The sequence below is a fragment of the Rufibacter sediminis genome (genome assembly GCF_014269285.1).
GTDB classification, from domain to species: Bacteria; Bacteroidota; Bacteroidia; order Cytophagales; family Hymenobacteraceae; genus Nibribacter; species Nibribacter sediminis.
Window position 1 is genome coordinate 150,568 of sequence record NZ_JACOAF010000021.1, and the last position, 25,107, is coordinate 175,674.

The 25,107-nt window shown below is 47.8% G+C and carries 24 protein-coding genes; 19 read left to right on the forward strand and 5 right to left on the reverse strand.

Annotation, left to right across the window (positions count from 1 at the left end):
- The first annotated feature begins 25 nt into the window (after positions 1 to 25).
- From H7U12_RS08930 to H7U12_RS08995, 15 genes are all read left to right on the forward strand, one after another.
- Positions 26 to 829, forward strand: a complete 804-nt coding sequence (locus H7U12_RS08930; RefSeq protein ID WP_186636214.1) for a metal ABC transporter ATP-binding protein — start codon at positions 26 to 28, stop codon at positions 827 to 829.
- Positions 826 to 2,118 (forward strand): metal ABC transporter permease, encoded by a 1,293-nt coding sequence (locus H7U12_RS08935; RefSeq protein WP_186636218.1) that lies wholly within the window; start codon positions 826 to 828, stop codon positions 2,116 to 2,118. Before H7U12_RS08930 ends, H7U12_RS08935 begins: the two co-directional genes overlap by 4 nt.
- Positions 2,115 to 3,002, forward strand: coding sequence for a metal ABC transporter permease (locus tag H7U12_RS08940; RefSeq protein ID WP_186636221.1), 888 nt, complete (start codon positions 2,115 to 2,117; stop codon positions 3,000 to 3,002). The genes H7U12_RS08935 and H7U12_RS08940 overlap by 4 nt, the downstream gene beginning before the upstream one ends.
- A 214-nt stretch (positions 3,003 to 3,216) precedes the next feature.
- Positions 3,217 to 3,717 carry a thioredoxin family protein gene (locus H7U12_RS08945; protein WP_186636224.1) on the forward strand — a complete coding sequence of 167 codons (501 nt, stop codon included), beginning with the start codon at positions 3,217 to 3,219 and terminating at the stop codon, positions 3,715 to 3,717.
- A gap of 34 nt (positions 3,718 to 3,751) precedes the next feature.
- The gene (gene mnmE / locus H7U12_RS08950; protein WP_186636227.1) at positions 3,752 to 5,131 is read left to right on the forward strand and encodes a tRNA uridine-5-carboxymethylaminomethyl(34) synthesis GTPase MnmE; all 1,380 of its coding nucleotides are present in this window, start codon (positions 3,752 to 3,754) and stop codon (positions 5,129 to 5,131) included.
- Positions 5,132 to 5,290: 159 nt separating this feature from the next.
- The gene (locus H7U12_RS08955) at positions 5,291 to 6,373 is read left to right on the forward strand and encodes a tyrosine-type recombinase/integrase (RefSeq protein ID WP_186636230.1); all 1,083 of its coding nucleotides are present in this window, start codon (positions 5,291 to 5,293) and stop codon (positions 6,371 to 6,373) included.
- On the forward strand, positions 6,370 to 7,023 hold the full coding sequence (locus tag H7U12_RS22635) for a helix-turn-helix transcriptional regulator (RefSeq protein WP_241749259.1): 654 nt from the start codon (positions 6,370 to 6,372) through the stop codon (positions 7,021 to 7,023). Before H7U12_RS08955 ends, H7U12_RS22635 begins: the two co-directional genes overlap by 4 nt.
- Before the next feature lie 26 nt (positions 7,024 to 7,049).
- Positions 7,050 to 7,586 (forward strand): hypothetical protein, encoded by a 537-nt coding sequence (locus tag H7U12_RS08965; protein WP_186636233.1) that lies wholly within the window; start codon positions 7,050 to 7,052, stop codon positions 7,584 to 7,586.
- Between the two features lie 197 nt (positions 7,587 to 7,783).
- Positions 7,784 to 8,635, forward strand: coding sequence for a recombinase family protein (locus H7U12_RS08970; protein WP_186636236.1), 852 nt, complete (start codon positions 7,784 to 7,786; stop codon positions 8,633 to 8,635).
- Between the two features lie 109 nt (positions 8,636 to 8,744).
- A complete protein-coding gene (locus H7U12_RS08975) occupies positions 8,745 to 9,539 on the forward strand; it encodes a hypothetical protein (protein WP_186636239.1) in 795 nt (264 codons plus the stop codon).
- A gap of 561 nt (positions 9,540 to 10,100) precedes the next feature.
- Positions 10,101 to 10,475, forward strand: a complete 375-nt coding sequence (locus H7U12_RS08980; RefSeq protein ID WP_186636242.1) for an ArsR/SmtB family transcription factor — start codon at positions 10,101 to 10,103, stop codon at positions 10,473 to 10,475.
- Positions 10,472 to 11,080, forward strand: a complete 609-nt coding sequence (merTP, locus tag H7U12_RS08985) for a mercuric transport protein MerTP (RefSeq protein ID WP_186636245.1) — start codon at positions 10,472 to 10,474, stop codon at positions 11,078 to 11,080. The genes H7U12_RS08980 and merTP overlap by 4 nt, the downstream gene beginning before the upstream one ends.
- Positions 11,080 to 11,289, forward strand: a complete 210-nt coding sequence (locus H7U12_RS22640) for a GDCCVxC domain-containing (seleno)protein (RefSeq protein ID WP_241749043.1) — start codon at positions 11,080 to 11,082, stop codon at positions 11,287 to 11,289. The genes merTP and H7U12_RS22640 overlap by 1 nt, the downstream gene beginning before the upstream one ends.
- Positions 11,290 to 11,302: 13 nt before the next feature.
- Complete coding sequence (locus H7U12_RS08990; protein ID WP_186636249.1) at positions 11,303 to 11,716, forward strand: bleomycin resistance protein; 414 nt, start codon at positions 11,303 to 11,305, stop codon at positions 11,714 to 11,716.
- Positions 11,717 to 11,769: 53 nt separating this feature from the next.
- Positions 11,770 to 12,564, forward strand: a complete 795-nt coding sequence (locus H7U12_RS08995) for a cation transporter (RefSeq protein ID WP_186636252.1) — start codon at positions 11,770 to 11,772, stop codon at positions 12,562 to 12,564.
- An 890-nt stretch (positions 12,565 to 13,454) separates the two neighbouring features.
- Here the strand turns inward: H7U12_RS08995 and H7U12_RS09000 are convergent.
- Both H7U12_RS09000 and H7U12_RS09005 read right to left on the reverse strand, forming a co-directional pair.
- Positions 13,455 to 14,267 carry an SDR family NAD(P)-dependent oxidoreductase gene (locus H7U12_RS09000; protein WP_186636254.1) on the reverse strand — a complete coding sequence of 271 codons (813 nt, stop codon included), beginning with the start codon at positions 14,265 to 14,267 and terminating at the stop codon, positions 13,455 to 13,457.
- 91 nt (positions 14,268 to 14,358) lie between these two features.
- Positions 14,359 to 15,291, reverse strand: a complete 933-nt coding sequence (locus H7U12_RS09005) for a helix-turn-helix domain-containing protein (RefSeq protein WP_206683902.1) — start codon at positions 15,289 to 15,291, stop codon at positions 14,359 to 14,361.
- A 393-nt stretch (positions 15,292 to 15,684) separates the two neighbouring features.
- Between H7U12_RS09005 and H7U12_RS09010 the strand changes: the two genes are divergently transcribed.
- Positions 15,685 to 16,458 carry an SDR family NAD(P)-dependent oxidoreductase gene (locus tag H7U12_RS09010; RefSeq protein ID WP_186636257.1) on the forward strand — a complete coding sequence of 258 codons (774 nt, stop codon included), beginning with the start codon at positions 15,685 to 15,687 and terminating at the stop codon, positions 16,456 to 16,458.
- 95 nt (positions 16,459 to 16,553) lie between these two features.
- A complete protein-coding gene (locus H7U12_RS09015) occupies positions 16,554 to 17,471 on the forward strand; it encodes a helix-turn-helix domain-containing protein (RefSeq protein ID WP_186636436.1) in 918 nt (305 codons plus the stop codon).
- A gap of 259 nt (positions 17,472 to 17,730) precedes the next feature.
- Here the strand turns inward: H7U12_RS09015 and H7U12_RS09020 are convergent, their stop codons facing one another.
- From H7U12_RS09020 to H7U12_RS09030, 3 genes are all read right to left on the reverse strand, one after another.
- The gene (locus tag H7U12_RS09020) at positions 17,731 to 18,144 is read right to left on the reverse strand and encodes an ester cyclase (protein ID WP_186636260.1); all 414 of its coding nucleotides are present in this window, start codon (positions 18,142 to 18,144) and stop codon (positions 17,731 to 17,733) included.
- Positions 18,145 to 19,318: 1,174 nt separating this feature from the next.
- Complete coding sequence (locus H7U12_RS09025; RefSeq protein ID WP_186636263.1) at positions 19,319 to 19,747, reverse strand: SRPBCC family protein; 429 nt, start codon at positions 19,745 to 19,747, stop codon at positions 19,319 to 19,321.
- A 320-nt stretch (positions 19,748 to 20,067) separates the two neighbouring features.
- Positions 20,068 to 22,494: a DUF4982 domain-containing protein gene (locus H7U12_RS09030; RefSeq protein ID WP_186636266.1), complete on the reverse strand. Its 2,427-nt coding sequence runs from the start codon at positions 22,492 to 22,494 to the stop codon at positions 20,068 to 20,070.
- A 381-nt stretch (positions 22,495 to 22,875) separates the two neighbouring features.
- On the opposite strand from H7U12_RS09030, the gene H7U12_RS09035 reads away from it, so the two are divergent.
- Complete coding sequence (locus H7U12_RS09035; RefSeq protein ID WP_186636269.1) at positions 22,876 to 24,114, forward strand: cysteine desulfurase-like protein; 1,239 nt, start codon at positions 22,876 to 22,878, stop codon at positions 24,112 to 24,114.
- 136 nt (positions 24,115 to 24,250) lie between these two features.
- Positions 24,251 to 25,006 carry a pseudouridine synthase gene (locus H7U12_RS09040; protein ID WP_186636272.1) on the forward strand — a complete coding sequence of 252 codons (756 nt, stop codon included), beginning with the start codon at positions 24,251 to 24,253 and terminating at the stop codon, positions 25,004 to 25,006.
- Positions 25,007 to 25,107 lie beyond the last annotated feature (101 nt).

Below are 25,107 nucleotides of genomic sequence, written 5' to 3' on the forward strand. Positions count from 1 at the left end.
ATTAAATTAGAAAGCGTACTAGCCCATGATACAACACGTGACAAATCCGGTACTGGAGGTTCATGACCTGACGGTGAGTTATCAGCGGAAGCCGGTACTGTGGGATGTGGACCTGACCTTGCCGCATGAAGCTTTGGTAGGGATCATCGGGCCAAACGGAGCCGGGAAATCCACTTTGATCAAAGCAATAATGGGCTTGCTTCCCTTGAACAGCGGCTATGTGGAGTTGTTCGGGAAACCAATGGCCGAGGTGCGCCAGAAGGTGAGCTATGTGCCGCAACGCGAATCCGTGGACTGGGATTTTCCTGCCTCGGCTCTGGATGTGGCCATGATGGGAACCTACGGGCAGCTGGGACTTTTCCGGCGGCCGGGAGCCAAACAACGGCACCAGGCAATGGAGGCCCTGGAGAAAGTAGGCATGCAGGATTTCGCCAACCGGCAGATTTCCCAGCTTTCGGGTGGGCAGCAGCAGCGGGTGTTCCTCGCGCGCGCCCTGGCCCAGGATGCCGACCTTTACCTCATGGACGAACCCTTCGCCGGGGTAGACATCGCCACCGAAACGGCCATCATTGAACTGTTGCGTCTCATGCGCGATGCCGGTAAAACCGTAGTGGTGGTGCACCATGACCTCCAATCGGCGCAGGACTACTTTGACTGGATCATTCTGCTCAACATGCGGCTGGTGGCCTCTGGTCCCACAAACGAGACGCTGACCCCAGCCTTGCTGGAGAAAACCTACGGCGGCCGCCTGACGGAACTTAGCCGGGTAAGTGAGTTGCTGCAGAAACAGAACTTCCCCATCCGGGAAACCAAACCTTCGCGCAAATGAACACACTCTGGGAATTCCTGAGCATGTCAGATGCCAACGTGCGGTTCGTCACCATCGGGTCTATTCTGCTGGCGGCCAGTTCAGCGGTGGTGGGCTGTTTCACGGTGCTCCGCAAAAGAGCGCTGGTGGGTGATGCCGTAGCCCATGCGGTGCTGCCGGGTGTTTGCCTCGCCTTTATCTTAACGGGCGAGAAAAACCCGTTGATCTTGCTGCTTGGCTCCTTTGTGACGGGCTGGCTTTCCCTCATTCTTATCGATGTCATCACCGCCAAGAGCAGAATTAAGGAAGATACGGCCATTGGCCTGGTCTTATCCGTGTTCTTTGGGGTGGGCATCCTGTTTTTGACCTCTATTCAGCATTCAGGCAACGAAAACCAAAGTGGCCTGGATAAATTCCTTTTCGGGAGCGCGGCGGCGCTGGTGGGTCAGGATCTGATCACCTTCGGAGCGGTGGCGGTGTTGTTGCTGGCCAGTGTTTTGCTGCTGTACAAAGAATTCAAGCTGCTTTCGTTTGACATGGCGTACGCCCGCACCATCGGGTTGCCGGTACGCACGCTGGAACTGCTGCTCACCACCCTGACGGTGCTGGCGGTAGTGGTGGGAATTCAGTCCGTGGGCGTGGTGCTTATGTCGGCAATGCTCATCACCCCCGCCGCCGCCGCCCGGTTCTGGACCGATCGGCTGGGCATCATGGTCACCATTGCCGCCCTCATGAGTGCCTTCTGCGGAGCGGCCGGGGCCTTTGTCTCCTTCACCGCACCCGCTATGCCGACTGGGCCCTGGATTGTCATGCTGCTGTCTTTGTTAGCGATTTTATCGTTTATCCTAGCCCCCAAAAAAGGCTTGCTGGCCCGCTACTTGCTGCAACGCCGGGTGCGCCGCCAGATGACCCGCGAAAACATTCTGAAAACCCTGTTCCACCTGGGCGAGCCCACCGCCGAATACGAACACGCCTACACCAAGCAACAAATTCTTGAACGCCGGAAACAGCCGCTACTCCGGATGAACAAAGGACTGGAAGTATTGTGCCGACAGGGATTGGTGAAGAAAAACGCCCAAGGCTGGGCTTTGACCGTCGCCGGGAAAAAAGAAGCCCAGCGGGTGGTTCGCCTCCACCGCTTATGGGAGTTGTACCTCACCCAGTACCTGCAAGTGGCCTCCGATCACGTGCACGAAGACGCTGAGTCCATTGAACACGTGCTCACCCCCGAGCTGGAAAAACGGCTGGAAGAACTGTTGAACTTCCCCACCACTGATCCGCACCAAACCTCAATTCCGCAACAATCATGAACCTAGATGCTTTTTGGATCATCCTGACCGGGGCCTTGGTAGCCGTTAGCTGCAGTCTGCTGGGCTGTTTCCTGATTCTGCGCCGCATGGCCATGGTAGGCGACGCGATCTCCCACGCCGTGCTGCCGGGTATTGTGTTGGCGTTTCTGTTCAGCGGCTCCCGGGAAGTTTGGACCATGCTGATTGGCGCCGCCGCACTGGGCGTGGCCTGCACCTTCCTCATCGAGTTCTTCCACAAAAAAGCCAACGTACCCGCCGATGCCTCCATCGGGGTCACTTTCACCTGGTTGTTCGCGCTGGGCATCATCCTGATCTCGGTGTATGCCGGAAAGGTAGATCTGGACCAGGATTGCGTGCTGTACGGCGAGATTGCCTACGTGCCTCTGGACATTTGGCTCACCGAGGCGGGGATGAACCTGGGGCCTCGTACCGTCTGGGTTTTAGGGGGAGTATTGGTGATCCTGCTGGTGTTTATCAGCTTATTCTACAAACAGTTATACCTTACCTCCTTCGATCCCGCTTTTGCGGCGGCCATTGGAATTTCCACTTCGCTGTGGTACTACCTGTTGATGGGGGCCGTGTCGTTGACCACCGTGGCGGCGTTTGAATCTGTAGGAGCGATTCTGGTCGTGGCCTTGATGGTGGGCCCACCCGCCACCGCCTACCTGCTCACCGATGACCTCCGGAAAATGCTGGTGATTTCGGTGGGGTGCGGGATCATTGCCTCGGCGGCCGGTTTCTATCTGGCGCTTTGGCTGAACGGATCTGTCGCGGGTGCTATCTCGGTCATCATTGGGGTTCAGTTTATGCTGGCGTTTGTCTTCTCGCCCAGCCACGGCCTGGTGGCGCGGCGGAGAAGGCCCGCAGTTCTGGCCGAAGCATAGGCTTTCTCTTTTTAGGCACTTTTGCCCAAAACAGGCCTAAAACGGAATGGGTAATATGAAGTAATCTGCCTTATATTTCTTCCGTGTTTTAGCGGCTCCTCATGTAAAGTTTAGCTGTAGCACAATAGATGTTAAAGGTTAACGTATAAGTATCTGCCGGGTGAGGCTCCTCTCCTGTTCGGCTGTCCAACTCCATAGAATCTGTTTTGTTCACATGTACTATTTCTTTTTGCTTCTCACCTCCTTTTCGCTTCTGTTCCCTGCTCCCGCCGCTCCGGTGGTCAAAGCCGGCACGACAGACCGGACAGCTCCCGCCGCGCAACTTCAGTGGCTTACCCTGGCGCAAGCCTTGGAAAAAAACCGGGTAGCTCCGCGCAAGATTCTGGTGGATGTGTACACCGATTGGTGCGGATGGTGCAAGAAAATGGACAAGCAGGTCTACCAGAATCCGGAGGTGATTAAGAAGCTGAACCAGGACTTCTATGTGGTGAAACTGAATGCGGAGCAGCGGCAAGCCATCACCATCCAGGGGAAAACCTATAAGTACGTAGAGAAGTATCGGGCCCATGAACTGGCGCTTTCCCTGTTGCAAGGGCAGATGAGTTATCCGTCAACGGTGTTCCTGAACGAGAAGCAGCAGGTCATGGAGCGGGTACCCGGTTTTATACCACCCAAAGATTTTCTGCGCGCTTTGGCGTACCTTTCGGAAAAATAGCCCCAAAACGGCTACGAACTCAGGAATTACGACCTTGATACCTTCCATTCTCTCCAAAGATACCATTGTGGCGTTGGCCACTGCCGCCGGCCACGGGGCCATTGCCATCATCCGGTTATCCGGCCCAGAGGCTATTTCCATTGTGCAAGGGGTTTTCAAAGGGAAGAACCTGCAGAAGCAAGCCTCCCACACGCTCCATTTCGGGACCATCCGGGACGGCGAAAAGATTCTGGACGAAGTGGTGATCTCCCTCTTCAAAGGTCCATCGTCGTACACCAAAGAAGATGTGGTGGAGGTTTCCTGCCACGGCTCGCCTTACATCACCGAGCAGCTCCTGAAGCTGTTTCTGCGGCAGGGCGCCCGGCTCGCCGAACCTGGGGAATTCACCAAACGCGCTTTCCTGAACGGCCAGTTTGACCTCGCCCAGGCCGAGGCGGTCGCCGATCTCATCGCCTCTGACTCGGCGTTGACGCACCAGGTGGCCATGAAGCAGATGCGCGGCGGTTTTTCGCAGGAGATAAAAGCCTTAAGGGCGCAGCTGATTCACTTCGCCTCCATGATAGAACTGGAGCTGGATTTCAGCGAGGAAGATGTGGAGTTTGCCGACCGGGATGCCCTGCGCCGCCTGATCACCACTTTGCAGCGCCTGATCGCTGATTTGTTGCAGTCCTTTGAGATGGGCAATGTGCTGAAAAACGGTGTTCCCACCGTGATTGCCGGTAAACCGAACGCTGGGAAATCTACCCTGCTGAACGCTTTGCTGAATGAGGAAAAGGCCATTGTTTCGGATATTCCCGGCACCACCCGGGACGTCATCGAAGACGAGGCAAACATCGGGGGCATCCGCTTCCGGTTCATTGACACCGCAGGTCTGCGCGACACGCTGGACAAGGTGGAAGCCATTGGGGTGGCCCGCACCAAAGAACAACTCCGTAAAGCGGCCCTGGTGCTCTACCTGTTTGACCTCTCCACCACTTCGCCGGCGCAGGTTCAGGAAGAACTGGATGCCCTGGAATTGCCTCAGGTGCCCTATCTGTTGTTGGGTAACAAAAAAGATCTCGCCAGCCCTGCGCAGCTTGCCGCCTTCTCTGATGGGGAGAACATGGTCTTTCTATCGGCTGGAACCAAAGAAGGATTAGAGGAATTGAAACAAGCCTTACTGGATCAGGTACACGCCAACGAAGCCATGACCGGTGACCGAACCATTGTCACCAACCTCCGGCATTTTCAAAGCCTGAAGAAAACCGATGATGCTTTGCTAGAGGTATTGCAAGGCCTCGCCTCCGGTCTAACCGGTGACTGGCTCGCCGCCGATATCCGCCGCTGTCTGTTTTACCTGGGCGAAATCACCGGCGAAATCACTACGGATGATCTGCTGGATAATATTTTCACCAAGTTCTGCATCGGAAAGTAAATAGGTCAAACAAAGGAAAACGTTATCCAACTAAAGTCCATTAACCGCTTAATTTCAACGTTTTACCATTCTTTCTTCTTCCTTTGTTTTCCTTTGTTTGTTGTCTTCATGTTACCCATTTGTTACCTTTGCACTCTGTAGGTAACAAAAAGAAACAAAATGGGTGTAGCATTAAGAGCCAAGAAAACAAAGGAAGGGAAAGAAAAGCTTTACTTAGACATTTACCACAATGGAAAAAGAGAAACTAAGTTTTTCCCTTTTACCATCACAAATGGAAAAGATGCTATTTCCAAGAAAGAAGATAAGGAAAACAGAAAAATAGCAGAGGCCGCACGTTTAAAGGTTGAACAACAACTGGTGAATGACCAGTATGGCCTTATAGATTTGAAATCTAAGCCAACAGACTTCCTTTCTTACTTTTTGGAAATAGCAGAAGAGAAAAAAGCAAGCAAGGGTAATTATTCTGTTTGGGTAAGTGCCATAAAACAGCTTAAAACTTACTCAAAAGGCTCATTGCAATTTAGCCATGTTGATAAAAAATTTGTGGAAGGTTTCAAAGCATACCTTACCAAAGAGGTTGGACAAAACAGTGCAGATTCTTATTTTAATAAGTTTAAGGCCACCCTTAGAAGAGCATTTGAAGACAGAATAATTTTTGAAAACCCTGCATTTCGGGTGAAAGGAATAGGACAGGCTGAAACTAACAGAGAGTACTTAACCATTGATGAAGTACAAAACTTGGCTAATGCAAAATGCGAAACAGAAGAGTTGAAAAGGGCTTTTCTATTTTCTTGCTATACCGGACTGCGTTGGTCTGATGTGGTGTCTATTCAATGGAAGGACATAGTGGACGGGGATAATTTAAATTTCAGACCTGTTAAAACAACAAACAAGTTTATCCACCTTCCGCTAAATCAAACCGCGTTGAATATTTTAGGCCAACCCTCTGAACCTCAAAAGAAAATATTCAACATTAAATACAGTGCTCATAACAACATGCGTCTTTTGCAGTGGTGTTTAAGAGCCGGTATCACCAAGCACATTACCTTCCACTGCGCAAGGCATACGTTCGCAACATTAGCCCTAACCAACGGGGCGGATTTGTACGTAATCCAAAAGCTGTTGGGTCATAGCCACATAAAAACCACAGCTATTTATGCCAAGATAGTTGACATTAAGAAGAAAGAAGCAGTGAACATGATACCGGCCATTTCTTTGGTAAACCTAAATCTTGCCAAATGAACCCAGACATAGAAAGACACTTTACCACCTTCCTCTGGAAAGTGGTACTTAGCGACAACGTTACTGAAACTTTCAATGATGGGGTTAAAGAAACCCCTATGCCTGAAAAGCTTTCCCTGCTAAATTTCATTTTTCATAAATTTAAAACTAAGGGAATTGACTATTTTATCCAAGGTGTTGCAAATGAGCATGTTGGATTTTACAAGTTCCATGATGGAACAGATGAAAATGTAACTGGCTATAAACTTTGGATGGATTGGTTAGGGCAAAAAGCAGAATCATTAAATGCCATCCAAAGTGATTTACCTGAAACAATAGCTTTTTGGGAAGAGCAGTTAAAAATGTTTCCAACGGTAAGTAGTGATTCTGAAAGATTGGCAAATATTGAGAAAGCATTAGAGAAATCTTTAATCTTACAAAAAGAAGTCTTAACCCAAGAAGAGGTAGTAATTTACACAGGCTATTCATCTTCCTATCTTTACAAGCTAACTTCCTCTAACTCAATACCTCACTATAAACCTTTAGGGAACAAACTTTATTTCAAAAGGGCTGAACTAGACGAATGGATGCTTTCTAATCGAAACAAAACTGTAGAGGAAATCAAAGAGGAAGCATCTTCCTTTCTTAAAAAGAAAAAAAATAGGTTTTAAGAAGAAATTAAAAGCCCATACCCATAATGGAAAAATTTTTCATGTATTCTGGTGCTGTGTCACTATTCTTTTCCTTTCTAGCAATCATCGGGAATGGGGGTAAAAATGATTCTAGTTTATCATTAGGCACTAAATCTCTTCACTTTAGTGCTCCAATCGGAATCACTTACGGTATCCTTGCGCTTATTATAGCATTTGGGATGGATAAGACTAATGAATATCTTGACCTTACAAAAAAAACGAACCAACTTGAAGCCCAATTAGATAAGGCTAAACACAATAAAGATGGTTCTTTCCAAGAATCCTTTAGTGCAGGGGAAGCAAAGTCTATTTTCGGCGGGCAGGTTTTGGTAGAGTACAATAGCTTCAAAGAGGTAAAGTTTTCTGGTATTAAAGGCATTAGGGAAAACAACAGTACTGGTCAATGGCACGAAAATGCAATTGAAGTAGACAAGGGTGTTAGATTTTATTTAATGTGCTATAATGGTAAATGGGGAGTTAATACTTTACGTATTTCCCAAGATGGAAGAACAGTGTATTTAGAGTTTTATCCTGTCAAATAACCCCAACAAATTTAAAAGTGTAATAACTTTTTAAATTTAAACTCTCCCCTCTCCACTAACTCTTTAAATCCTATAATTTTTGAGTTTAGACAAATAACTGTCTTTCAATATCTTATAATTTTTAACATTTGTCAAACGGTCGTTCAATAAATGCTAACTATTCCATACCTTTGCCATATCCAAAGAAAAGAGAGGAAATGAAGACTTTTACTGCTTACTACAGAGTATCCACCCAGAAGCAAGGCGCAAGTGCCTTAGGGCTTGAAGCGCAACAGTACAGCGTTAACGCTTTCATTTATGGCAAAGGCATACTGGTCGCAGAATTTACCGAAGTAGAAAGCGGAAAGAAAGACAACAGGCCTGAACTTGCGAAAGCTATTGCCCACGCCAAGGCCACCAACAGCACTTTGGTTATTGCTAAGCTTGACCGTTTAAGCCGTAATGCCGGCTTTATTTTCGCTTTGAGGGATTCAGGCGTAGATTTCATAGCCGCAGACTTGCCAGAAGCCAACACATTAACCATTGGCATTTTCGCAGTAATGGCACAGCATGAAAGGGAAATGATTAGCAAAAGAACGAAAGATGCTTTGGCCGCAAAAAAGGCACAGGGTTATTCTTTGGGAACACCTTCAAATCTTACCAATGAAGGTCGCCTAAACAGCCTTAAAACACGGCAAAACAACGCTTTGGAAGATAAAGCTAATGTGCAGGCCACGGAGCTTGTCACCATGTACCATGAAAAGGGTATGAAGCTACAGCAGATAGCGGACAAGCTGAATGAAAAGGGTTTTACAACCAGAAGAGGTAAGGCTTTTGTGCCTACTACCGTGAAGCGACTGCTTGACCGACACCAAGAACAACAAAAGAAAGCGTTGGATAAAAAACGCTATGATAAGTACTTCCAAGAGAAGATGCAGAGCGAAAGTGGCTACAAGCCGGCCTCACTCAAAGAGAACCCAGACCTAAGCCCAGAGAAGATACAGCTTGAACTGGAAGACGGTGTTGCTTACATAAGCAAAAAGAGCGGATGGGTTCTAAGTCAATTTTAAGCCCAAAAAAAGCAAATTCTTTTTAACTGGCAATCAAATAGTTAGAATCTAAACATAAGGTCGCCGGCTTATAGGTCGGGAACTGGAATTAACAATCCGCTATTCCAAAATGAAAAGGGGCACCGTCACGTGCCCCATTCAATCATTAAAAGGAATAGCAAAAGTGAATACAAGATTATGTACAGACACAATAAAACTGTACGGTAGAAAAATTGAATTAACCTATTTGAGAAGCCACCCTGCATTTAAGTTCAGGGGTTATGAAGGAAACAACATTTTGTTTGACATAGTTTGCCCCATCACTGGCTATAGCAAGCCATTGAAGTACCATGCGCCCACTAAGTCCTGCACTTGGGAAATTGCATTGCCAAGGCTTGTTCACCCTACCAATGGCACCCTATTGACACTCACAGAGGCTACAGAGGCAATTGAACTACTCATGGAACACACAGGGCTAAACCTACTAGATTTCCAGATTTGCAGGTTAGACATAACACATGACATTACCTTTAGCCCTACCAGTTTCAGGGCAGTAAGGGGGCACCTAAAGGCACCCTCCTATTGGCAACCAGAGCGCATTGACTACAAAGACAGCTACAACTTCGCTTTCAGCACCACGCCTAACGGAAAGACTGGCCGTGCAGAGAAATTCTTGCTGTTCTACGCCAAAGAGGGGAAGACGCGCATAGAATTGCGCCTATTCTCTTCATCTGCCATGAAAAGGGCTTTGGGGTTAGCTAGAAGCTTAACAATGGCAGACATTCTAACGGAAGGGTTCATTGACAAAGCAAACGCCTATTTCGCCCAGACCATAGAGCAAGTAACCAGTAAGAATGGCAACCCATTGGCAAAGGGCTTGAAGAGATTGGCTCTGGCCGCGCTCCCAGAGGCAGTGCTATGTTAAGGTACAAAGTTTAAGACATTTTGAAATGATATTTTCAACCAAAGACACATTTTAAACAACTGAAAACCAATTAAATGATTCAATAAAACGTCTTCCAAATGCCAAAAAAAGGAAACAGGAAAAAGAACCATGAGCGAAAGCGAATGGAAGCAGAGCGTAGCGAAGCTTGACCATTGACAAAAGGGCATTTGGAAGACGTTTTGAAAGACATTAGGGAAAGGCATTTGCACCAATGACATAGATTAAGCCATTGTAAACCAATAGGATAACATACATTTAAATAAAAGGCATTTGTATGGTTTTGGATTCAAAGACCCTACATTTAAAAACTACAGTAAATTACAGTTAAACGCTGTTAATAGGGCATTTGCGTAGCCGTTTACATGCCATTTTACCACCAAAAGTGATGAAAGACGTTCTAAACGCCATAGAAACCAAGTAGTAAAGGCGTTTAGACGCTCTTTGGAAAAAACAGAGGTTTCAGGCCTATTTTAAATTTAATGTGTTTAAAGGCTTATTTAAGCATTTGCTAAAACACTTAAATACCTTTACCTTTGCACCATGGAAAATACTTCTTGTGTCAGGTCTTTCACGGACACTTCCCAGATAACACGTTGCAAGGCGACTATTGACACCCTTAATGGCTCCTTTACCCACGTAGCCAATGGCTTGGAAATGGCAGGAAACCCCGTTAGGCTGAAAATCCTTTTTCTCCTTTCAGAGGAAAAAGGGCTTTGCGTGTGTGATTTGAGCGACATTCTGGGTGTCACCGTTTCGGCTGTGTCACAGCACCTTCGCAAGATGAAAGACAGAAGCCTTATCCAGTCCACCAAAGAGGGGCAAACCATCTACTATTCCCTTTCACCGAAGTACGCGACCGTTTTAAGGCCTTTTTTCCAAATAATTGCAGAGAGCGAAGTGTTGGAAGCGGTATGAAGACTGAAAATAAACTGGCCGGAACAGGCCTAGTGGCTGCCATTGCGGCTTCCATGTGCTGTATCACCCCTCTTCTTGCGCTTGTGGCCGGAGCAGGCGGACTGGCCTCGTCCTTGGCTTGGGTTGCCACTTTGCGGCCTTGGCTAATTGGCCTTACGTTGGCGGTACTGGCATTTGCTTGGTACCAGAAATTCAGGCCACAGCCCCAGAATGATTGTAATTGTGAACCAGATAAACCCAGATTTATGCAAAGCAAAACTTTCCTTACCGTTGTGACCGCGTTCGCGCTGTTAATGCTCACTTTCCCCAACTATGCCAACGTGTTTTACGCGGCTCCTGAAAGACAGACGGCACCCAAAGTGCAGGAAAAGCCCAAGGCCAAAACAGTGGCAGAGTTCACCATCACTGGAATGACTTGTGCCGCCTGTGAAGGGCACGTTGCCAGTGAGGTGAACAAGTTGCAGGGCATTGTGGGCTTACAGGTTTCCTATGCCAATTCCAATGCCGTGGTGGAGTTTGACAAATCAAAAACGTCACTTGAACAGGTAGAGAAAGCCATAAAAGCAACTGGTTACAAAGTCACAGAAACCAAGATTAAGAAGTAATGGAGATTCTTACTGCTTCCACTATCACATGCCCTGAGTGCGGTCACGCCAAAGAAGAGCAAATGCCCACAGACGCATGTCAGTACTTCTATGAGTGTGATAACTGCCATACCGTATTGAAGCCATTGCAGGGTGACTGCTGCGTATTCTGTAGCTACGGTACAGTGAAATGCCCCCCTATCCAACAGGATAAACCGTGTTGCGCATAGCATCTTCGCAAGCATGAAGATGAAGAAATCCATTCCTGCACTTCCGGTTAGGAATATTGGGGAATCAATCAAATTCTATTCTGAAAAGCTTGGCTTTGAGGCGCGTCACCATGAAGACGAGTTCGCCATTTTAGTCCGTGACGAGGTGGAACTACACCTATGGAAGTCTGGGGATGAAAGTTGGCGTTCAAAAGGCGCGGCATTGTCCATTCTGCCTGTTTGCAGTGGTGCCGAAAGCTTTCTGGCCGGTACTGCCAGTTGCAGAATAGAGGTACAGGGAATAGATGAATTATTCAGGGAATACCAGAGCCAAGGCGTTATCTACGACACCGAAACAGTGGTGGTGGAACAGCCGTGGGGGGATAAGGAGTTTGCGGCATTAGACCACCACAGGAATCTGCTTACCTTTTACGAGGTGATTCCATAATTCCTAAAAACCAGATAAAACCCACTGAATCAATACCTTTGGCGAATAGAAAAATGGATAAATCTACTTTCAGGGTTCAGCACATGGATTGCCAAGCAGAGGAAAGCATTGTGCGCATGAAACTGGACGGTATTTCTGCCGTGAAGGGGTTGGACTTTGACTTGAAAAACAGGCAGTTAACCGTTTTCCATGCAGGGCAAATTGATTTGATTAATGGCCTAATCAATGAACTCGGCCTGGGCTCCGCGCTCCTGAACACAGAGAAGACGGAACAAGAACTGGAAGTGGAAGATGCAAAAGCCCAAAGGAAGCTTCTTTGGACGGTTTTGGCTATCAATTTCGGCTTCTTTCTGGTGGAAATGACCACAGGCATAATCTCAAAGTCAATGGGTCTGGTAGCGGATTCCTTGGATATGCTGGCAGATGCTTTGGTGTATGGTTTGAGCCTGTTCGCGGTAGGTGCAGCAGCTTCCAGAAAGAAGAACGTAGCCAAGGCAAGCGGTTACTTCCAGTTGCTACTTGCCATAGTGGGTTTTGTGGAAGTGGTGCGCCGAGCCATAGGGCAAGAGGCTTTGCCGAATTTCCAGACAATGATAGTAGTATCCGCTTTGGCTCTTATTGCAAATGCCTTTTGCCTTTATCTGCTACAAAAGAGCAAGAGCAAAGAAGCCCACATGCAGGCCACCATGATTTTCACCTCAAACGACATAATCATAAACGCAGGGGTGATTTTGGCCGGTGTTCTGGTGCTCTTCACCGGCTCCGCGTTGCCGGATTTGGTAATTGGAGCCATAGTCTTTGTGATAGTGATTAGGGGGGCTTTTAGAATCCTAAAACTGGCAAAGTAAAACTTGTCAAATTAGGCGTTTTAAGCTACCCATACTAGAAATGGCATCGTTAGTCATTAGAAACTTGTTAGTTCTTTGATGAGGCTAAAAACAGGTCAAAACAGCAAGGTTTCAAACACATTTGCTCACAATAATTTGTTCGTTGTAGAAGATGAATCTGAAATAGCAACAGTATTGTTACCTATTTGTTACCAAAAAATATTTAATTTACTGTCATTCAGTCAGATAGCTTACTTAAAAAACTTCTGCATCGGAAAGTAGTCAAAAAAAAGAAAGTATAAAAGATTCAACCGATTCCGTTTTACTGCTTCTTTTGCGAACCCTTTTTACTTTAAATCGAAAAGAGCGGTTCTTCATATTTTAAATTAATTCAACGGTCTTATAAGAATAATAGTGGCAGTTGGGAGACTGGATCTTAGATTCAAGTCTATTGTGATAGCGGCAATTAGAAGTTATGCAACATAGGATAAATGAAACTCGGCTGCCATTTAGTTGTGGTTACCCCTTGTTTTCTTCTCCTTTTGCCTATCAGTTTACAATTTGTTATATGATGACTTTCACCAATTCTGCCCCTTTCTGTTAAATCTCTTATATTCATCAAGAGACATTCAAGTGAATTTATTTTAGATGATTTCCATTTACTGCTAAGTGACTGTGCCTGGTTTTAAACTACGTTACAACCTGCAGCATCCACTTCATCGTTTCCTTTTAGTTACTACTCACTGCCGAAATTAATTTCGGTAAGGTAATACTGCTTTAACTGCACTTGTTGTATAAGCAATATCTAAAATTAGGCACTTCCTATAACACTGTTTAAAATCTATTCCTCAACTCTGAAAGGGTAAATCGCGGGCAGGTGAATAAAAACAAAAAAGGACTGTTGGTAATCTCTAACCAACAGTCCTTTCCCAAACTAATTGAAGCCGCTCAATTTGCTCTTGCAAATTTATTCCCCCCGCTACCTCAATGCGTTGGCCGTTTATCCAACGGGCTTCTTCAGAGCATAAAAAGGCTACTACGCCGCCAATATCTTCGGGCAAACCCACGCGGCCCAATGCCGTTACGCTGGCAAGCTGGTCATTCAGGGCTTTGTTGTCGCGTACGTGGCCACCGCCAAAATCAGTGGCAATAGGCCCGGGCGCTACCACATTGGCGCCTATTCCTCGGGCACCCAATTCACGAGCCAGGTAGCGGGTAAGCCCTTCTACTGCGCTTTTGGTTGCGCCGTACGCAGAGGAACCCGGATTAGAAAAGCGGGCCAGTCCCGAAGAAATATTAATAATGCGGCCGCCATCATTGATAAACGGCAAGGCTTTTTGCGTTAAGAAAAATACGCCTTTGTAATGAATATTAATTATCTCATCGAACTGCTCTTCGGTGGTATCGGCAAAAGCCGCGTACAGGGCAGTGCCGCCGTTGTTAATCAGGAAATCGAAATTAGGGCTGCCGGTTTGCTCAGTTAAGTACGCGGTTACCTGGCTAAAGAAAGTAGTAAAGGTTTTGGTATCGGCAACATTCAGCTGGAAAGCGGCGGCTTGTTGCCCCAGGGCTTGTATTTCCATTACTACTTTTTCGGCTTCCTGTTGGTAGCTGTTATACGTAAGCACCACGTCGATTCCCTTTTGGGCTAAGCTCAGAGCCATATTTTTGCCTAATCCCCGGCTCCCGCCGGTAACTAATGCGATTTTATTTTTTGTAGTCATTTTTTAAAATTTATACTACAAAGGTGGCGCAATTTACCGGGCGGGTGTTTGCACGGATCAATCCATTATTTGCAAGAATCAAATAGGCGCGTCAGGATCGGAAAGCCAACGGAGACAAGCCGGCTTGTTTTTTGAAAAAATTAGAAAAATGGGCTACCTCTTCAAAGCCTAAGGCATAGGCAATTTCAGATACGTTCCAGTCGGTTTGCTTGAGCAGGATCTTGGCTTCCTGAGCCATACGGCTGCTAATAAAGTCAGAGGTGGTTTTGCCGGTATTTTCTTTCAAAACCTTGTTCAAATGGTTCACATGGATGGCTAAACGCTCGGCGTAGTCTTTCGCGGCCCGCAGTTCTATTTGCTGGCCCGGCGAAGTAATTGGAAACTGGCGTTCCAGCAACTCCACAAACAATCCGGTAATGCGGGCCGTGGCATTATGGGTAGTATACTGAGCAATATCGGGTTGTAATTTCTGACCGTAGTGGATTAACTCTAACACGTAATTGCGCAGCAAATCGTATTTGTAGGGGTAGTCCGACGCCAGTTCCTGAAACATCTTTTCAAACAATTGTTTCAGTTCTTTTACCTGATTTTCATTTATTTGAAATACCGGGTAACCGCCCGGTTTAAATATAGGCAGCTCGTCCAGAATTACGCCGCTCCGCGAAGTAGCCAGAAACTCGTGGGTAAAAATGCAAAAGTAACCAGACTGGTTTTCGTCTTGCGGCAGGTAGTTGTATGGTACTTTAGGCGAAGCAAACAATAACCCGTGCTGGGGAATGTCAATGGATTTATCGGCGTATTCCGCGCGATTATACCCGTTAATCAAACTTATTTTGTAGTAAGTCCTCCGATTATAAGGCATTACCTTGTTTTCCTTCAACTTCTTCCGCGCACTGGCAATACTGAACACGTTAAAATGACCAATTTCTTTATTGATACCATCGGGCAGAATGGTTTCGAGTTCATTATTATTTATAAACCCCATTTCCCGGTAAAAATCTTGCAATGAAGCGACGCCTATCATTTTACGACTGGTTTGCGAAAATCAAATATAATCACTTCTAAGTTTAGATTGTTTTTTGTGCCACGGTATACCTAAAAATAGAAGCTCCAACAGAGGTTTATGATGCTTCTTTCTATGAGATACCCTAGTTTGAATTTGGATGAAGCGTGAAACCATTGGTACTTGACCAGATGATTATAAACCGGCTATCCTGAAGGTTCCACAAGGAATACAGAACGCAAGTCCTACATCAAACGGCGCTTTGATCAATTTTGGTAATGTGATATCTTTCTAAGATTCTAATTATACCAGCTCGTATTTTCTGTTTGGTTACAAAAATCCTTGATTTGGTTAAGACTGGTACCGCCCTCACCCCCAATCTTTGCATTACTGAATTTATTAATCATTACGGTTATGGAAAATCAAATTAAGTCATCAACAAACAACCCGCTCGTTGCCTTGGTAACCGGTGCGAACCAGGGAGTAGGTTATCAGATTGCAAAAACGCTTGCGGAAAATGGGTATATTGTATACGTCGGGTCCCGCAACCTAAGCAACGGGGAGAAAGCGGCTGCGGAAATGGGAGCCCAGGCGCAGGCGATTCAACTGGACGTAACCCAGCAACCTAGCATTAGTGCGGCGGTAGTGCAAATCCAAAAGGAACAAGGGCGTTTAGACCTGCTCGTGAATAATGCCGCTATTGCCCATGCCGGCCAGCCGGGCCGCACCCTGGAAGATGCCACCGCGGCCGGCAAAGCCACCACTGCCTCTCTTGACGAGGTACGGACGGTATGGGAGACGAATGTATTTGGTGTTATTGCCGTTACACAAGCCATGCTGCCTTTGCTTCGGAAATCATCGGCCGCCCGAATTGTGAATGTATCCAGTGGGTTGGGTTCCCTCACCTGGATCTCGGACCCGGCTTGCTGGGCCCGGGAACATTTCGGTGTAGTGTATGCCGCTTCCAAAACAGCACTTAATGCGGTTACCATGGCTTTTGCCATAGAGTTGGAGAGTGAAAATATTAAAGTTATCGCCCCTAGTCCCGGCTTTACGGCTACTGCTCTGAACAACTTCCAGGGCACCGATTCAGTGGAAGTAGGCTCGCGGGAACCGGTGCAGGCAGCCCTAGATACCAACCGCGCAACTGCTAGCTTTACCGGTCCAGACGGGCCGTTGCCGTGGTAGTTTGGGCTAAATAGTTACTGAAACCACATTATTTTAAAATTCAAGTCATGACCGGCGACCAAGACAGTTGCTGGTCATGCCTGTTATTTTTTCACATGAAAAGCGAAACCTCAAAGGTCCCTAACCTGGAATCTATCCCGGAAATACACCGCATGCTGGGTTTACCGGGGCCGGTCCTTCCTTTGATTACTTTGTTGGATGGTACCCAAGAGCAGATTGATTTTGGTCGGCTGCCGGTCAGTTACGTCTCCCACTTCTATAAAGCTTCTTTCATTACCAAATTGGGCGGTAAGTTCCGGTACGGGCAGGGCTATTATGATTTTGACGAGGGCAGTCTTTTATTTACCGCCCCCAACCAACTCATAGGCAGTACAGAAGAGTATAAGGATAGTGCGGGTTATTCGCTTATCATCCATCCAGATTTTCTGCAAGGTTATCCATTGGCTAAAAAAATTAAAAATTATGGTTTCTTTTCGTACGGGAGCAACGAGGCGCTGCATCTCTCGGAGCAAGAAAGAGCAATAATGCTGTCTATCTATACCATTATTCAGCAAGAGTTAAACAGCCGGATTGATGACTTTAGCCAGGAGGTGATTATTGCCCAGTTTGAGTTGCTCCTGAGTTATGCCAAGCGCTTTTATAAACGGCAGTTCTTGACCCGGCAGGCAGTTACCAGTGATTTATTGCAACAACTGGAAGAACTGCTTAATACTTATTTTGAAGAGGAAAAGCCGCTAACCCAGGGCGTACCTACGGTACACTACCTAGCTGAACACTTGAATTACTCCCCTAATTATTTAAGCGATTTGTTGCGTTCTCTCACCGGCCTGAACGCGCAACAACATATCCACCAAAAGCTAATTGAAAAATCAAAGGAATTACTCTCCACCACTAATTTAACCATCAGCGAAGTGGCTTATCAATTAGGTTTCGAGTATCCACAGTCATTTAGCCGGCTATTTAAAATAAAGACCCAGTTATCGCCGGTGCAATTTAAATCCGCATTCAACTAACAGCCTCCGGTATCCTGGTTGGAGAGGTTTTGGTATTGGGAACAAAGTAATGAACGAAATGTCATTGGTTGTGTAGATGGTTGTTTAAGCGCCTCCAGAATATTAATTGCAGCTAACGGTTAAGTGTTTATGAAGTTGTGGCATTTGAAAAATGTCAGTTTTCAAATGCCACATAAGCAAAATAGCGATCGATAGTCGAATGCTAAACGTCCAGCCACAATTTTATAAACATACCGTTAGTTGCATAATATTTTAATTTTTATGCTTTTTGTAATTCGCTTAATACTGTCTGTATAGTATTAATACCCCAGTGTTCAAAATATTTTCCATTCTTTAATCTTACTATATCAATCACGTCAATTTTGACTTGTTTTCCAGTTGGTTCAACTCCCATAAAAATACCGGTGTGAGTTCCAATTATTGCTTTTCTTGTAGTTACTTTGTCACCTTCTGCAATTTGGTCGTAAATTTCTACAGTCAGGTCCGGAAATGCCATTTTCAGAATATTGGAGAACGTATTCCACATTCCATCACTATTATTTGCATTCGGAGGTGCTGTCCTATTAATAAAGTCGCGGTCCATTAATTCTTTGAATGAATTAAGGTTGCATTGCTCAATAACTTCTTTATTAAAGCGCTTCACAATTGCTTTATTTGTTTCTAAATCACTCATTGTATTATAATATTAATTGGCGCTAATTAGTGCTCTGGTTGCAGCTAGCAGTTAGGCTAAAAGGTGGCGAAGGCCGACGTCCGATGCTGGCATTTGGCTGTTGTTGCGCGTAGTTTTTTTCCTTTTTTTCAGTTCTCTTTTTAACCTGATTTTAGTAAAACAAGTCGGAAAAGAAATGTTTTATTAATTCTGAAGTCGGTCGATGTTTATGTCAGCACAGAAATTTATATCGTCGATTGCTCGGATTCGGTTTTTCTTCCTATCTATTTTTATCTGCTTTGTTAGCAATTTATCAGCCTCTTTAAATTGACAATTCTCACTATTCAAGTGTTGTCCAGAGTTATAATTTAAATGAATCGTATCGTTGTTAACTCTGTATATCCCTTCTGCTGTGTTAACGCCGTTGTAGAGAATCTCAAAATCGTTGTTCTTGGAAAAAAGCTTGAGAGAATGCAGTTCGTCAGTCGCTGAGAAAAGGATGTCATCTCTATTACTGCAAGAAGATAGGAATATTAGCAAAAATATTTTCGTAATCCATTTCATCAATAATTTCAATTACGCACAACGGACTAGTATAAACGACGCTGCAGGTCGTCGGCCAAGATGTCGTTTATATTAGTCCGCTGTTTCTTTATACTTGCCGATTTTTCTTTTTCTGTTTTTGGCTTTTTTTAAAAAACAGACCGAAACCAGCTTACCTAGCGAAATCTAAATTTTCAGAAGTCGGTCTGTTTTTGCCTTAGTTTTTAAAAATTAGGCCTAAAACGCATTCCGGAAGTCGGGTTGCGGTTGCTTTCTTTTGCTAAACTAACTTAAATTCTTCTGCTGAATTTTCTGCTCTTCCAGATTTTTCAACTTCTCTGATTTCTTTGCCTGCCGCCACGAGGACCTATATTTACAATTGCACATATCTGCTGCTACAGGAGGAGAAGGTGCTGATCGTTAATTGGAAACCGTATATGGATGGGAACCGCTGAGGTGAAGCGAAAAAGGCAAAACTTGGATTGGGCCACCCCTTCCTGCTTAAAGCGTAAGGTTGGGCTGAGTTTGAGTAGGTTTCCCAAAAGAGCCCACAAAAACAACATTGGACGTGAGGCCTTTTCCTAGGTCGTTCGTTTTAACTAAAAGGAGTTGAGAAGGAACGCAATACTCCCGGCAGCTATTCCTCAGGCTACTACCCCACTGACTCGGCGTACCGTTTGAAGTTGTCCAGGATAGCTTGCCAGCCGGCCTGCTGCATTTCAATTGGATTCGTTTCCTCGGCTTCAAAGACTTCGGTTACTTCGGTGTCACCGGCCTGGTCCTTGAACGTGACCTCTACCCTTCTGCCGTCTTCTAACGTGTAGGAGATCATCTCGTGCGGTTTCACCTGATCGTAGGTGCCCCCGAAATCAAAACCGAAGCTCCCGTCCCGGGCCTCCATTCGGTAGGAGAAACTTCCGCCCACCCGCAGGTCGTTCGTGGCGTTAGGCGTGTGCCACTCCGGGGTGGCGCTGTTCCATTGCGTGATATGCTCAGGGGTAATCCAAAGAAACCAGGTTTTCTCAAGGGGTGTAGCCACTGTTGTTTTGACGGTGATTTCGGGTTTTGGGGTTGATTCCATAGAAGTTATCGTTTTTTGTTTTGAACCGGAAAAGGTGCGGATTGACCTGAAAACAGGTAAAAACTTCCTACTTTCCACCTCCTCCGCAAGGGTTGCTTTTACCCACTCATCGGGTAAGTGGTGGTGATTGCTTGTGTAAACCAGAAGTCACCATTTGCTGGATCTATTTTACAGCTTTTGCCAGAAAGAAAAAAGCCTAAGCGCCCCCTTTGAAGGAAGCGCTTAGGCTTTTCCGGTAATTCAGATTACAAATTCACCTGATACAAGCGAGAAATCTACAAGCTGTTTTGGACCTCTTTTCAGGAAAACAGCCCTGAAACTCAGCGGGTCGATTTCAGGTTGACCTGGCCCGTCTGCAGGCCTTTCCCTTTCACGGTCAGCTCCATGTCTCCGGCTTTGTCCGTGGATTGTACCAGCACCACCAGTTTTCCGCTGAACAGCTTCATGGTAGGCAGATGGAATTGCTCCAGGGAAGTTGCATCGCCGTTACAGGCGGCGCGGTAGCTTCCCTGGCCTTTCACGCTGAAGGTGAGCTGGTTTGTAGCCGTGGGGCAAGGGTTTCCGTCTTTGTCTACCACCGAGACAGTCACATACGAAAGGTCCTTCCCGTCGGCGGAGATCTCTTTCCGGTCGGGTTGGAGCACGATTTTGTACGGTTTACCGGCGGTTTTCACTTCTCTTTCGACTACCGGCTTTCCATCTTTTCCGAAGGCCACCACTTTCACCGTACCCGGCTCGTATTTCACGTCCATCCACATGAGGCGGTAGCGGTTCTGCGGTGTGCCGGCGTGCTTCTTCTGGATGCCCATGCTCTTGCCGTTCACGAACAGCTCGGCGCTGTCATAGTTGGTGTACACGAACACCGGCGTGGTTTGCCCTTCCCGGCCTTCCCAGTTCCAGTGCGGCAGAATATGCAGGGTCTCCGCCTCCTTGTTCCAGCGGCTGCGGTAGAGGTAGAAACGGTCCTTGGGCAGACCGGCCAGATCGTTGATCCCGAAGTACGAACTGCGAGAAGGCCACTTGTCGTCATAAGGCGTGGGTTCTCCCAAATAATCGAAACCGGTCCAGACAAATTCGCCAATCACCCAGGGCTTGTCATCCTGCAGCACGAAATCATCATCCGGCAGGTTAGACCAGCTGCAGTATTCCAGGTCATAAGAAGAACTCTGGAAATCGGGGTACTGTTTCTCAATGGCTTTCTCCACCGGGAACTTGTACACGCCGCGGGAGCTCACGGTAGAAGCCGTCTCTGAACCCAGAATCATGCCCTGCGGGAAAGTTTTGTACGCCTCCTCGTACAGATGCACGCGGTAGTTTAGGCCCGGAATGTCTAAAAGAGCCCCAAAACCCGAGGCCATGGTGGCTTTCACTTGGTCCATGCCCACGGTAACCGGACGCGTAGGATCCTCGCGATGGAAGAGGTCCTGCAGCCATTTGGCGCGTTTCACTCCTTCGGCTCCCCACTGGTCGGGCACCTCGTTCCCCGAGCTCCACATCACAATGGACGGGTGGTTGCGGGTGGCATGCACCAGGTTCACGATGTCTTTTTCGGCGTACTCGTCAAAGAAGCGGTTGTAGCCGTTCTTCACCTTCGGTTTGGCCCACTCGTCAAAGCTCTCGGCCAGGAACAGAAAACCCATCTCATCGGCCAGCTCCAGCTGCTCCATGGATGGCATGTTGTGCGAGCTCCGGATGGCATCGGCCCCCATGTCCTTCAAAATCTGCAGTTGCCGGCGCAGGGCGGCTTTGTTCACGGCGGCGCCCAAAGGTCCCAGGTCATGGTGCAGACAAACGCCTTTGAACTTGCGCACTTTGCCGTTCAGGCTGAAGCCGATGTTCGGTTTATAACTGATTTCCCGGATTCCGAAGCGGGTGGTCACCTCGTCGCTGAGTTCTTTGCCGGCGTACAACCGCGTGACGGCCGTGTAGAGGTAAGGCGTCTCGGGGCTCCAGAGCTGCGGATTGGCCACGGCCAGGTTCTGCTCAAACTGCTGCCCGAAGAGTTTGCCGGTACTATCCGTGGCTACCGTGTTGCCTTTGGCATCCAGCACCTGGGTCACCAGCCGCACGTTGCTGCCCGATACCTTCGTTTTGATGTTCACCTTGGCCAGCTCGGCGGAGATGAACGGCGTGGTCACGAAGGTGCCCCACTGATCAATGCTCTCGGGGTTCTTCACCACCACCTGCACCTTGCGGTACAGGCCCGCTCCCGGATACCAGCGCGACGACTGCCCTTGGTTGCTCAGTTGCACGGCCAGCGTGTTTTTCTTTCCCTCCTGCACCTGATTGGTGACATCAAAGTAGAAATAGCTGTACCCGTACGCCCACTCGCCTACTTTCTGCCCGTTCAGGAACACCTTGGGCTCGCTCATGGCTCCCTCAAACACCAGGAGTACTTTCTGGCCTTTTTTGAATTTCGGCAGCGAAAACTCATTCCGGTACCAGGCTTCGCCGATGTACGGCAGGGCACCGGTGCGGCCGGTTTTCTCTGACGGCACTTTCTCGCCGTTCTGCTCAATGGCGACTACCTGTTTGTCGATCTCCTTGTCAAACGGACCGTAGATGGCCCAGTCATGCGGCACCGATACTTTTTGCCAGTTCTTGTCATTGAAATTGACCTGGTACGCCTGCTCCTGCTTCCCTTTCCTGAATCTCCAGTTATCCGATAACTCCGTGACCACCCGAACCTGCGCCAGGGAGACCTGCGAAACCAACAGTAACAAGAAAAGTAACTTCCTGTTTATCATCTGTTTTTGTGAAATAAGCTTAAAAATAAAACTTCTGCTTTGCTCCCGCTATGCGTCCTTTGCCAAGAAAGCTTCAAGAGAGACCAAGGCATATCTGCTTGAAAGATACTCTGAATGCAGGTATGGTTACAAATCGGGGCACTTCTTTGGCCAAATCAAATCCATAAAAACCGATGTAAAGAATGTACCTGATGGACATTGGAAAACACTTTGGCAATTTCGGTCTGTTTCAGCATCAAACGCCTTTGGAGATAAAAACTGATTCCTTTATAGGCTCTTGCTGGTAGGAAAAATCTTCTGCGTTACGTATGCAAACATTCCGTAATTTGAAGCCTTTGCTTTGCAGCGTTCCCTTACCTCAAGCCCCAGATCCGTTAGATAATGAAGCCATTGACAGTTGAACAGCTTAGAGCCGCATTTCAGGCCTTAAAACAGGAAAGTAGTGTAAAACCGTACATCTTCTTCGATGGGCCGGGCGGTACGCAGATGGCGCAGCAGGCCGTTGATGCCATGGTCGGTTATATCAGCCAGGGCATGGCCAATCTGCACGGCGCGTTTCCCACCAGTATCAAAACCGATGCGTTATTGGAAAACGGCCGCAAAGCCGTGGCTGATCTGCTGAACTGTCAGCCAAAAGAGGTGGCCTTCGGGCAGAACATGACGTCGCTGGCGTTTTCCATCGCGCGCAGCATGGCGCCGTTCATCTCCGCGTCCGATGAAATTGTGGTCACCGAGCTGGACCATCGGGCCAACGTTGATCCGTGGATTACCCTCGCGCAGGACAAAGGCGCAACCGTGCGGTTTATTCCCGTGAACCCCGAGACGTACACGCTGGAGCTGGAGAATTTATCAGAATTCATCACGGAGAAAACCAAGCTGGTTGCGGTGGGGCTGTCTTCCAATGTAACGGGCACGATCACCAACATCGCTAAGATTATTGCCAGAGCCAAGGAGGTCAATGCCCTGGTAGTGGTGGATGCCGTCCACGCCGTGCCGCACCTGACCATCGACTTCAGGGAACTGGGCTGCGACGTGTTGCTGTGCTCGGCCTACAAGTTCTTCGGGCCTCACCTGGGCATTGCGGTGATTGCCGAATCGCTGTTTGAGAAGCTGCCGGTGTACAAGCTGGCGCCCGCCCCGCAGAACATCCCGGACAAACTGGAAACGGGCACCCAAAACCATGAAGCCATTGCCGGACTCATCGGAGCGATCACGTTCATAGAGTCTCTGGGCGAAGGTGCCACGCGACCTGAGCGACTGAAAACGGGCATGGAACAGATCATCACGCATGAACTGGAACTGACCCAGCGGCTGGAGAACTCTTTGAGCAGATTGCCGCAAGTACGCCTCTACCGGGCTCCGGCCGATACGCCCAAGACACCCACGTTTGCCTTCACGCTTGACCAAGTGAACGCCCGCGATGTCACCACCTGGTTTGCCCAGCACTACAACATGTGTATTGCGGATGGGCATTTCTACGCCTCCACGCTCGCCGATAAACTGCAGGTGAATCACATGGGCGGCTGGGTCAGGATTGGCTTAGCGCCTTACAACACCCTGGAGGAAGTAAAGCTTTTTGAGGTTGGTTTGCAGGAATTTATCAAGCAGCATATTAAGTAACACCTAAGCTCAAGGTTTTACAAGCTCCGTAGCGTTGCCCTGCTTTGAATGTATAGGGATTGCCCTCACTTCCTCAAAGGCTCTGCCCGGCCCAGAAAATAATTACGTAAATTGCGGCCCGTTAAGCTAGACTGACGTGCTGGAGATACTATTTGAAGATGATTATTATGTGGCCATCAACAAACCCAATGGGCTGTTGGTGCATCGCACGCGCATTGCGGAGGAGAAAAAGGAGTTTGCCTTGCAGTTGCTGCGCGATCAGTTAGGTCTCCGCCTCTACCCTTTGCACCGGCTGGACCGCGGCACCTCGGGTGTGCTGCTTTTCGCCAAATCCCCGGAGGCGACCGCTCCCGTGGTAAAAGCCTTTTCTGAGCGCCAACCCGATAAAACCTACTTGGCCATCGTCCGCGGGTACGCCCCGGAAGCCGGCACCATTGACAGCCCCATCCGTCCGGATAAAGACCATGCCCACAAAGAGGCGCAGGAAGCCGTGACGCACTTCAGCCGGTTAGCCACGGTGGAGCTGCCCATCCCCGTGGGACGCTACCAGACGGCCCGCTACAGTTTAGTCAAGATCAAGCCCGAAACGGGACGCATGCACCAGATCAGAAAGCATTTTGCGCACCTGCGGCACTACATCATCGGGGACAAGAAACATGGCGACTGGCGGCACAACCTCATGTTTCTGGAGAAGCTGGAAAGCCCTTCTCTGCTGCTCCATGCCGCATCGCTCACCTTTGAGCATCCGTTTAGCGGAGAGAAAATCCAGATTAAGGCGCAAGTTCCCCTCAACCTGCAGCGCCTCTGCGAAAAGTTTGGGTGGACCGAGGAACTCTCCAAACTGGAGGAACTTCCGCAGCTGGTACCGTTCATCTCTGGTAGTAGTAGCTAACAACGGGAAGATTTTTGGAGTAGTGCCTGCCCTGGCCTGGTCGCGCCAACTGGAAAGTCAATGGAGGCCTGCTTCAGAATGACAGCGCCCGAGGACGAAGT

Coding starts and splice junctions, on each gene's coding strand:
- H7U12_RS09010 (WP_186636257.1), top strand. CDS start 15,685: ATGGAAAATCAAATTAAGTCATCAACAAACAACCCGCTCGTTGCCTTG.
- H7U12_RS08980 (WP_186636242.1), top strand. CDS start 10,101: ATGGAAAATACTTCTTGTGTCAGGTCTTTCACGGACACTTCCCAGATA.
- H7U12_RS08930 (WP_186636214.1), top strand. CDS start 26: ATGATACAACACGTGACAAATCCGGTACTGGAGGTTCATGACCTGACG.
- H7U12_RS08990 (WP_186636249.1), top strand. CDS start 11,303: ATGAAGATGAAGAAATCCATTCCTGCACTTCCGGTTAGGAATATTGGG.
- H7U12_RS09025 (WP_186636263.1), bottom strand. CDS start 19,747: ATGGAATCAACCCCAAAACCCGAAATCACCGTCAAAACAACAGTGGCT.
- H7U12_RS08940 (WP_186636221.1), top strand. CDS start 2,115: ATGAACCTAGATGCTTTTTGGATCATCCTGACCGGGGCCTTGGTAGCC.
- H7U12_RS09005 (WP_206683902.1), bottom strand. CDS start 15,291: ATGATAGGCGTCGCTTCATTGCAAGATTTTTACCGGGAAATGGGGTTT.
- H7U12_RS09020 (WP_186636260.1), bottom strand. CDS start 18,144: ATGAGTGATTTAGAAACAAATAAAGCAATTGTGAAGCGCTTTAATAAA.
- H7U12_RS08945 (WP_186636224.1), top strand. CDS start 3,217: ATGTACTATTTCTTTTTGCTTCTCACCTCCTTTTCGCTTCTGTTCCCT.
- H7U12_RS08955 (WP_186636230.1), top strand. CDS start 5,291: ATGGGTGTAGCATTAAGAGCCAAGAAAACAAAGGAAGGGAAAGAAAAG.
- H7U12_RS09000 (WP_186636254.1), bottom strand. CDS start 14,267: ATGACTACAAAAAATAAAATCGCATTAGTTACCGGCGGGAGCCGGGGA.
- H7U12_RS08995 (WP_186636252.1), top strand. CDS start 11,770: ATGGATAAATCTACTTTCAGGGTTCAGCACATGGATTGCCAAGCAGAG.
- H7U12_RS08970 (WP_186636236.1), top strand. CDS start 7,784: ATGAAGACTTTTACTGCTTACTACAGAGTATCCACCCAGAAGCAAGGC.
- H7U12_RS08935 (WP_186636218.1), top strand. CDS start 826: ATGAACACACTCTGGGAATTCCTGAGCATGTCAGATGCCAACGTGCGG.
- H7U12_RS09015 (WP_186636436.1), top strand. CDS start 16,554: ATGAAAAGCGAAACCTCAAAGGTCCCTAACCTGGAATCTATCCCGGAA.
- H7U12_RS22640 (WP_241749043.1), top strand. CDS start 11,080: ATGGAGATTCTTACTGCTTCCACTATCACATGCCCTGAGTGCGGTCAC.
- H7U12_RS09035 (WP_186636269.1), top strand. CDS start 22,876: ATGAAGCCATTGACAGTTGAACAGCTTAGAGCCGCATTTCAGGCCTTA.
- H7U12_RS22635 (WP_241749259.1), top strand. CDS start 6,370: ATGAACCCAGACATAGAAAGACACTTTACCACCTTCCTCTGGAAAGTG.
- H7U12_RS08965 (WP_186636233.1), top strand. CDS start 7,050: ATGGAAAAATTTTTCATGTATTCTGGTGCTGTGTCACTATTCTTTTCC.
- H7U12_RS08975 (WP_186636239.1), top strand. CDS start 8,745: ATGAAAAGGGGCACCGTCACGTGCCCCATTCAATCATTAAAAGGAATA.
- merTP (WP_186636245.1), top strand. CDS start 10,472: ATGAAGACTGAAAATAAACTGGCCGGAACAGGCCTAGTGGCTGCCATT.
- H7U12_RS09030 (WP_186636266.1), bottom strand. CDS start 22,494: ATGATAAACAGGAAGTTACTTTTCTTGTTACTGTTGGTTTCGCAGGTC.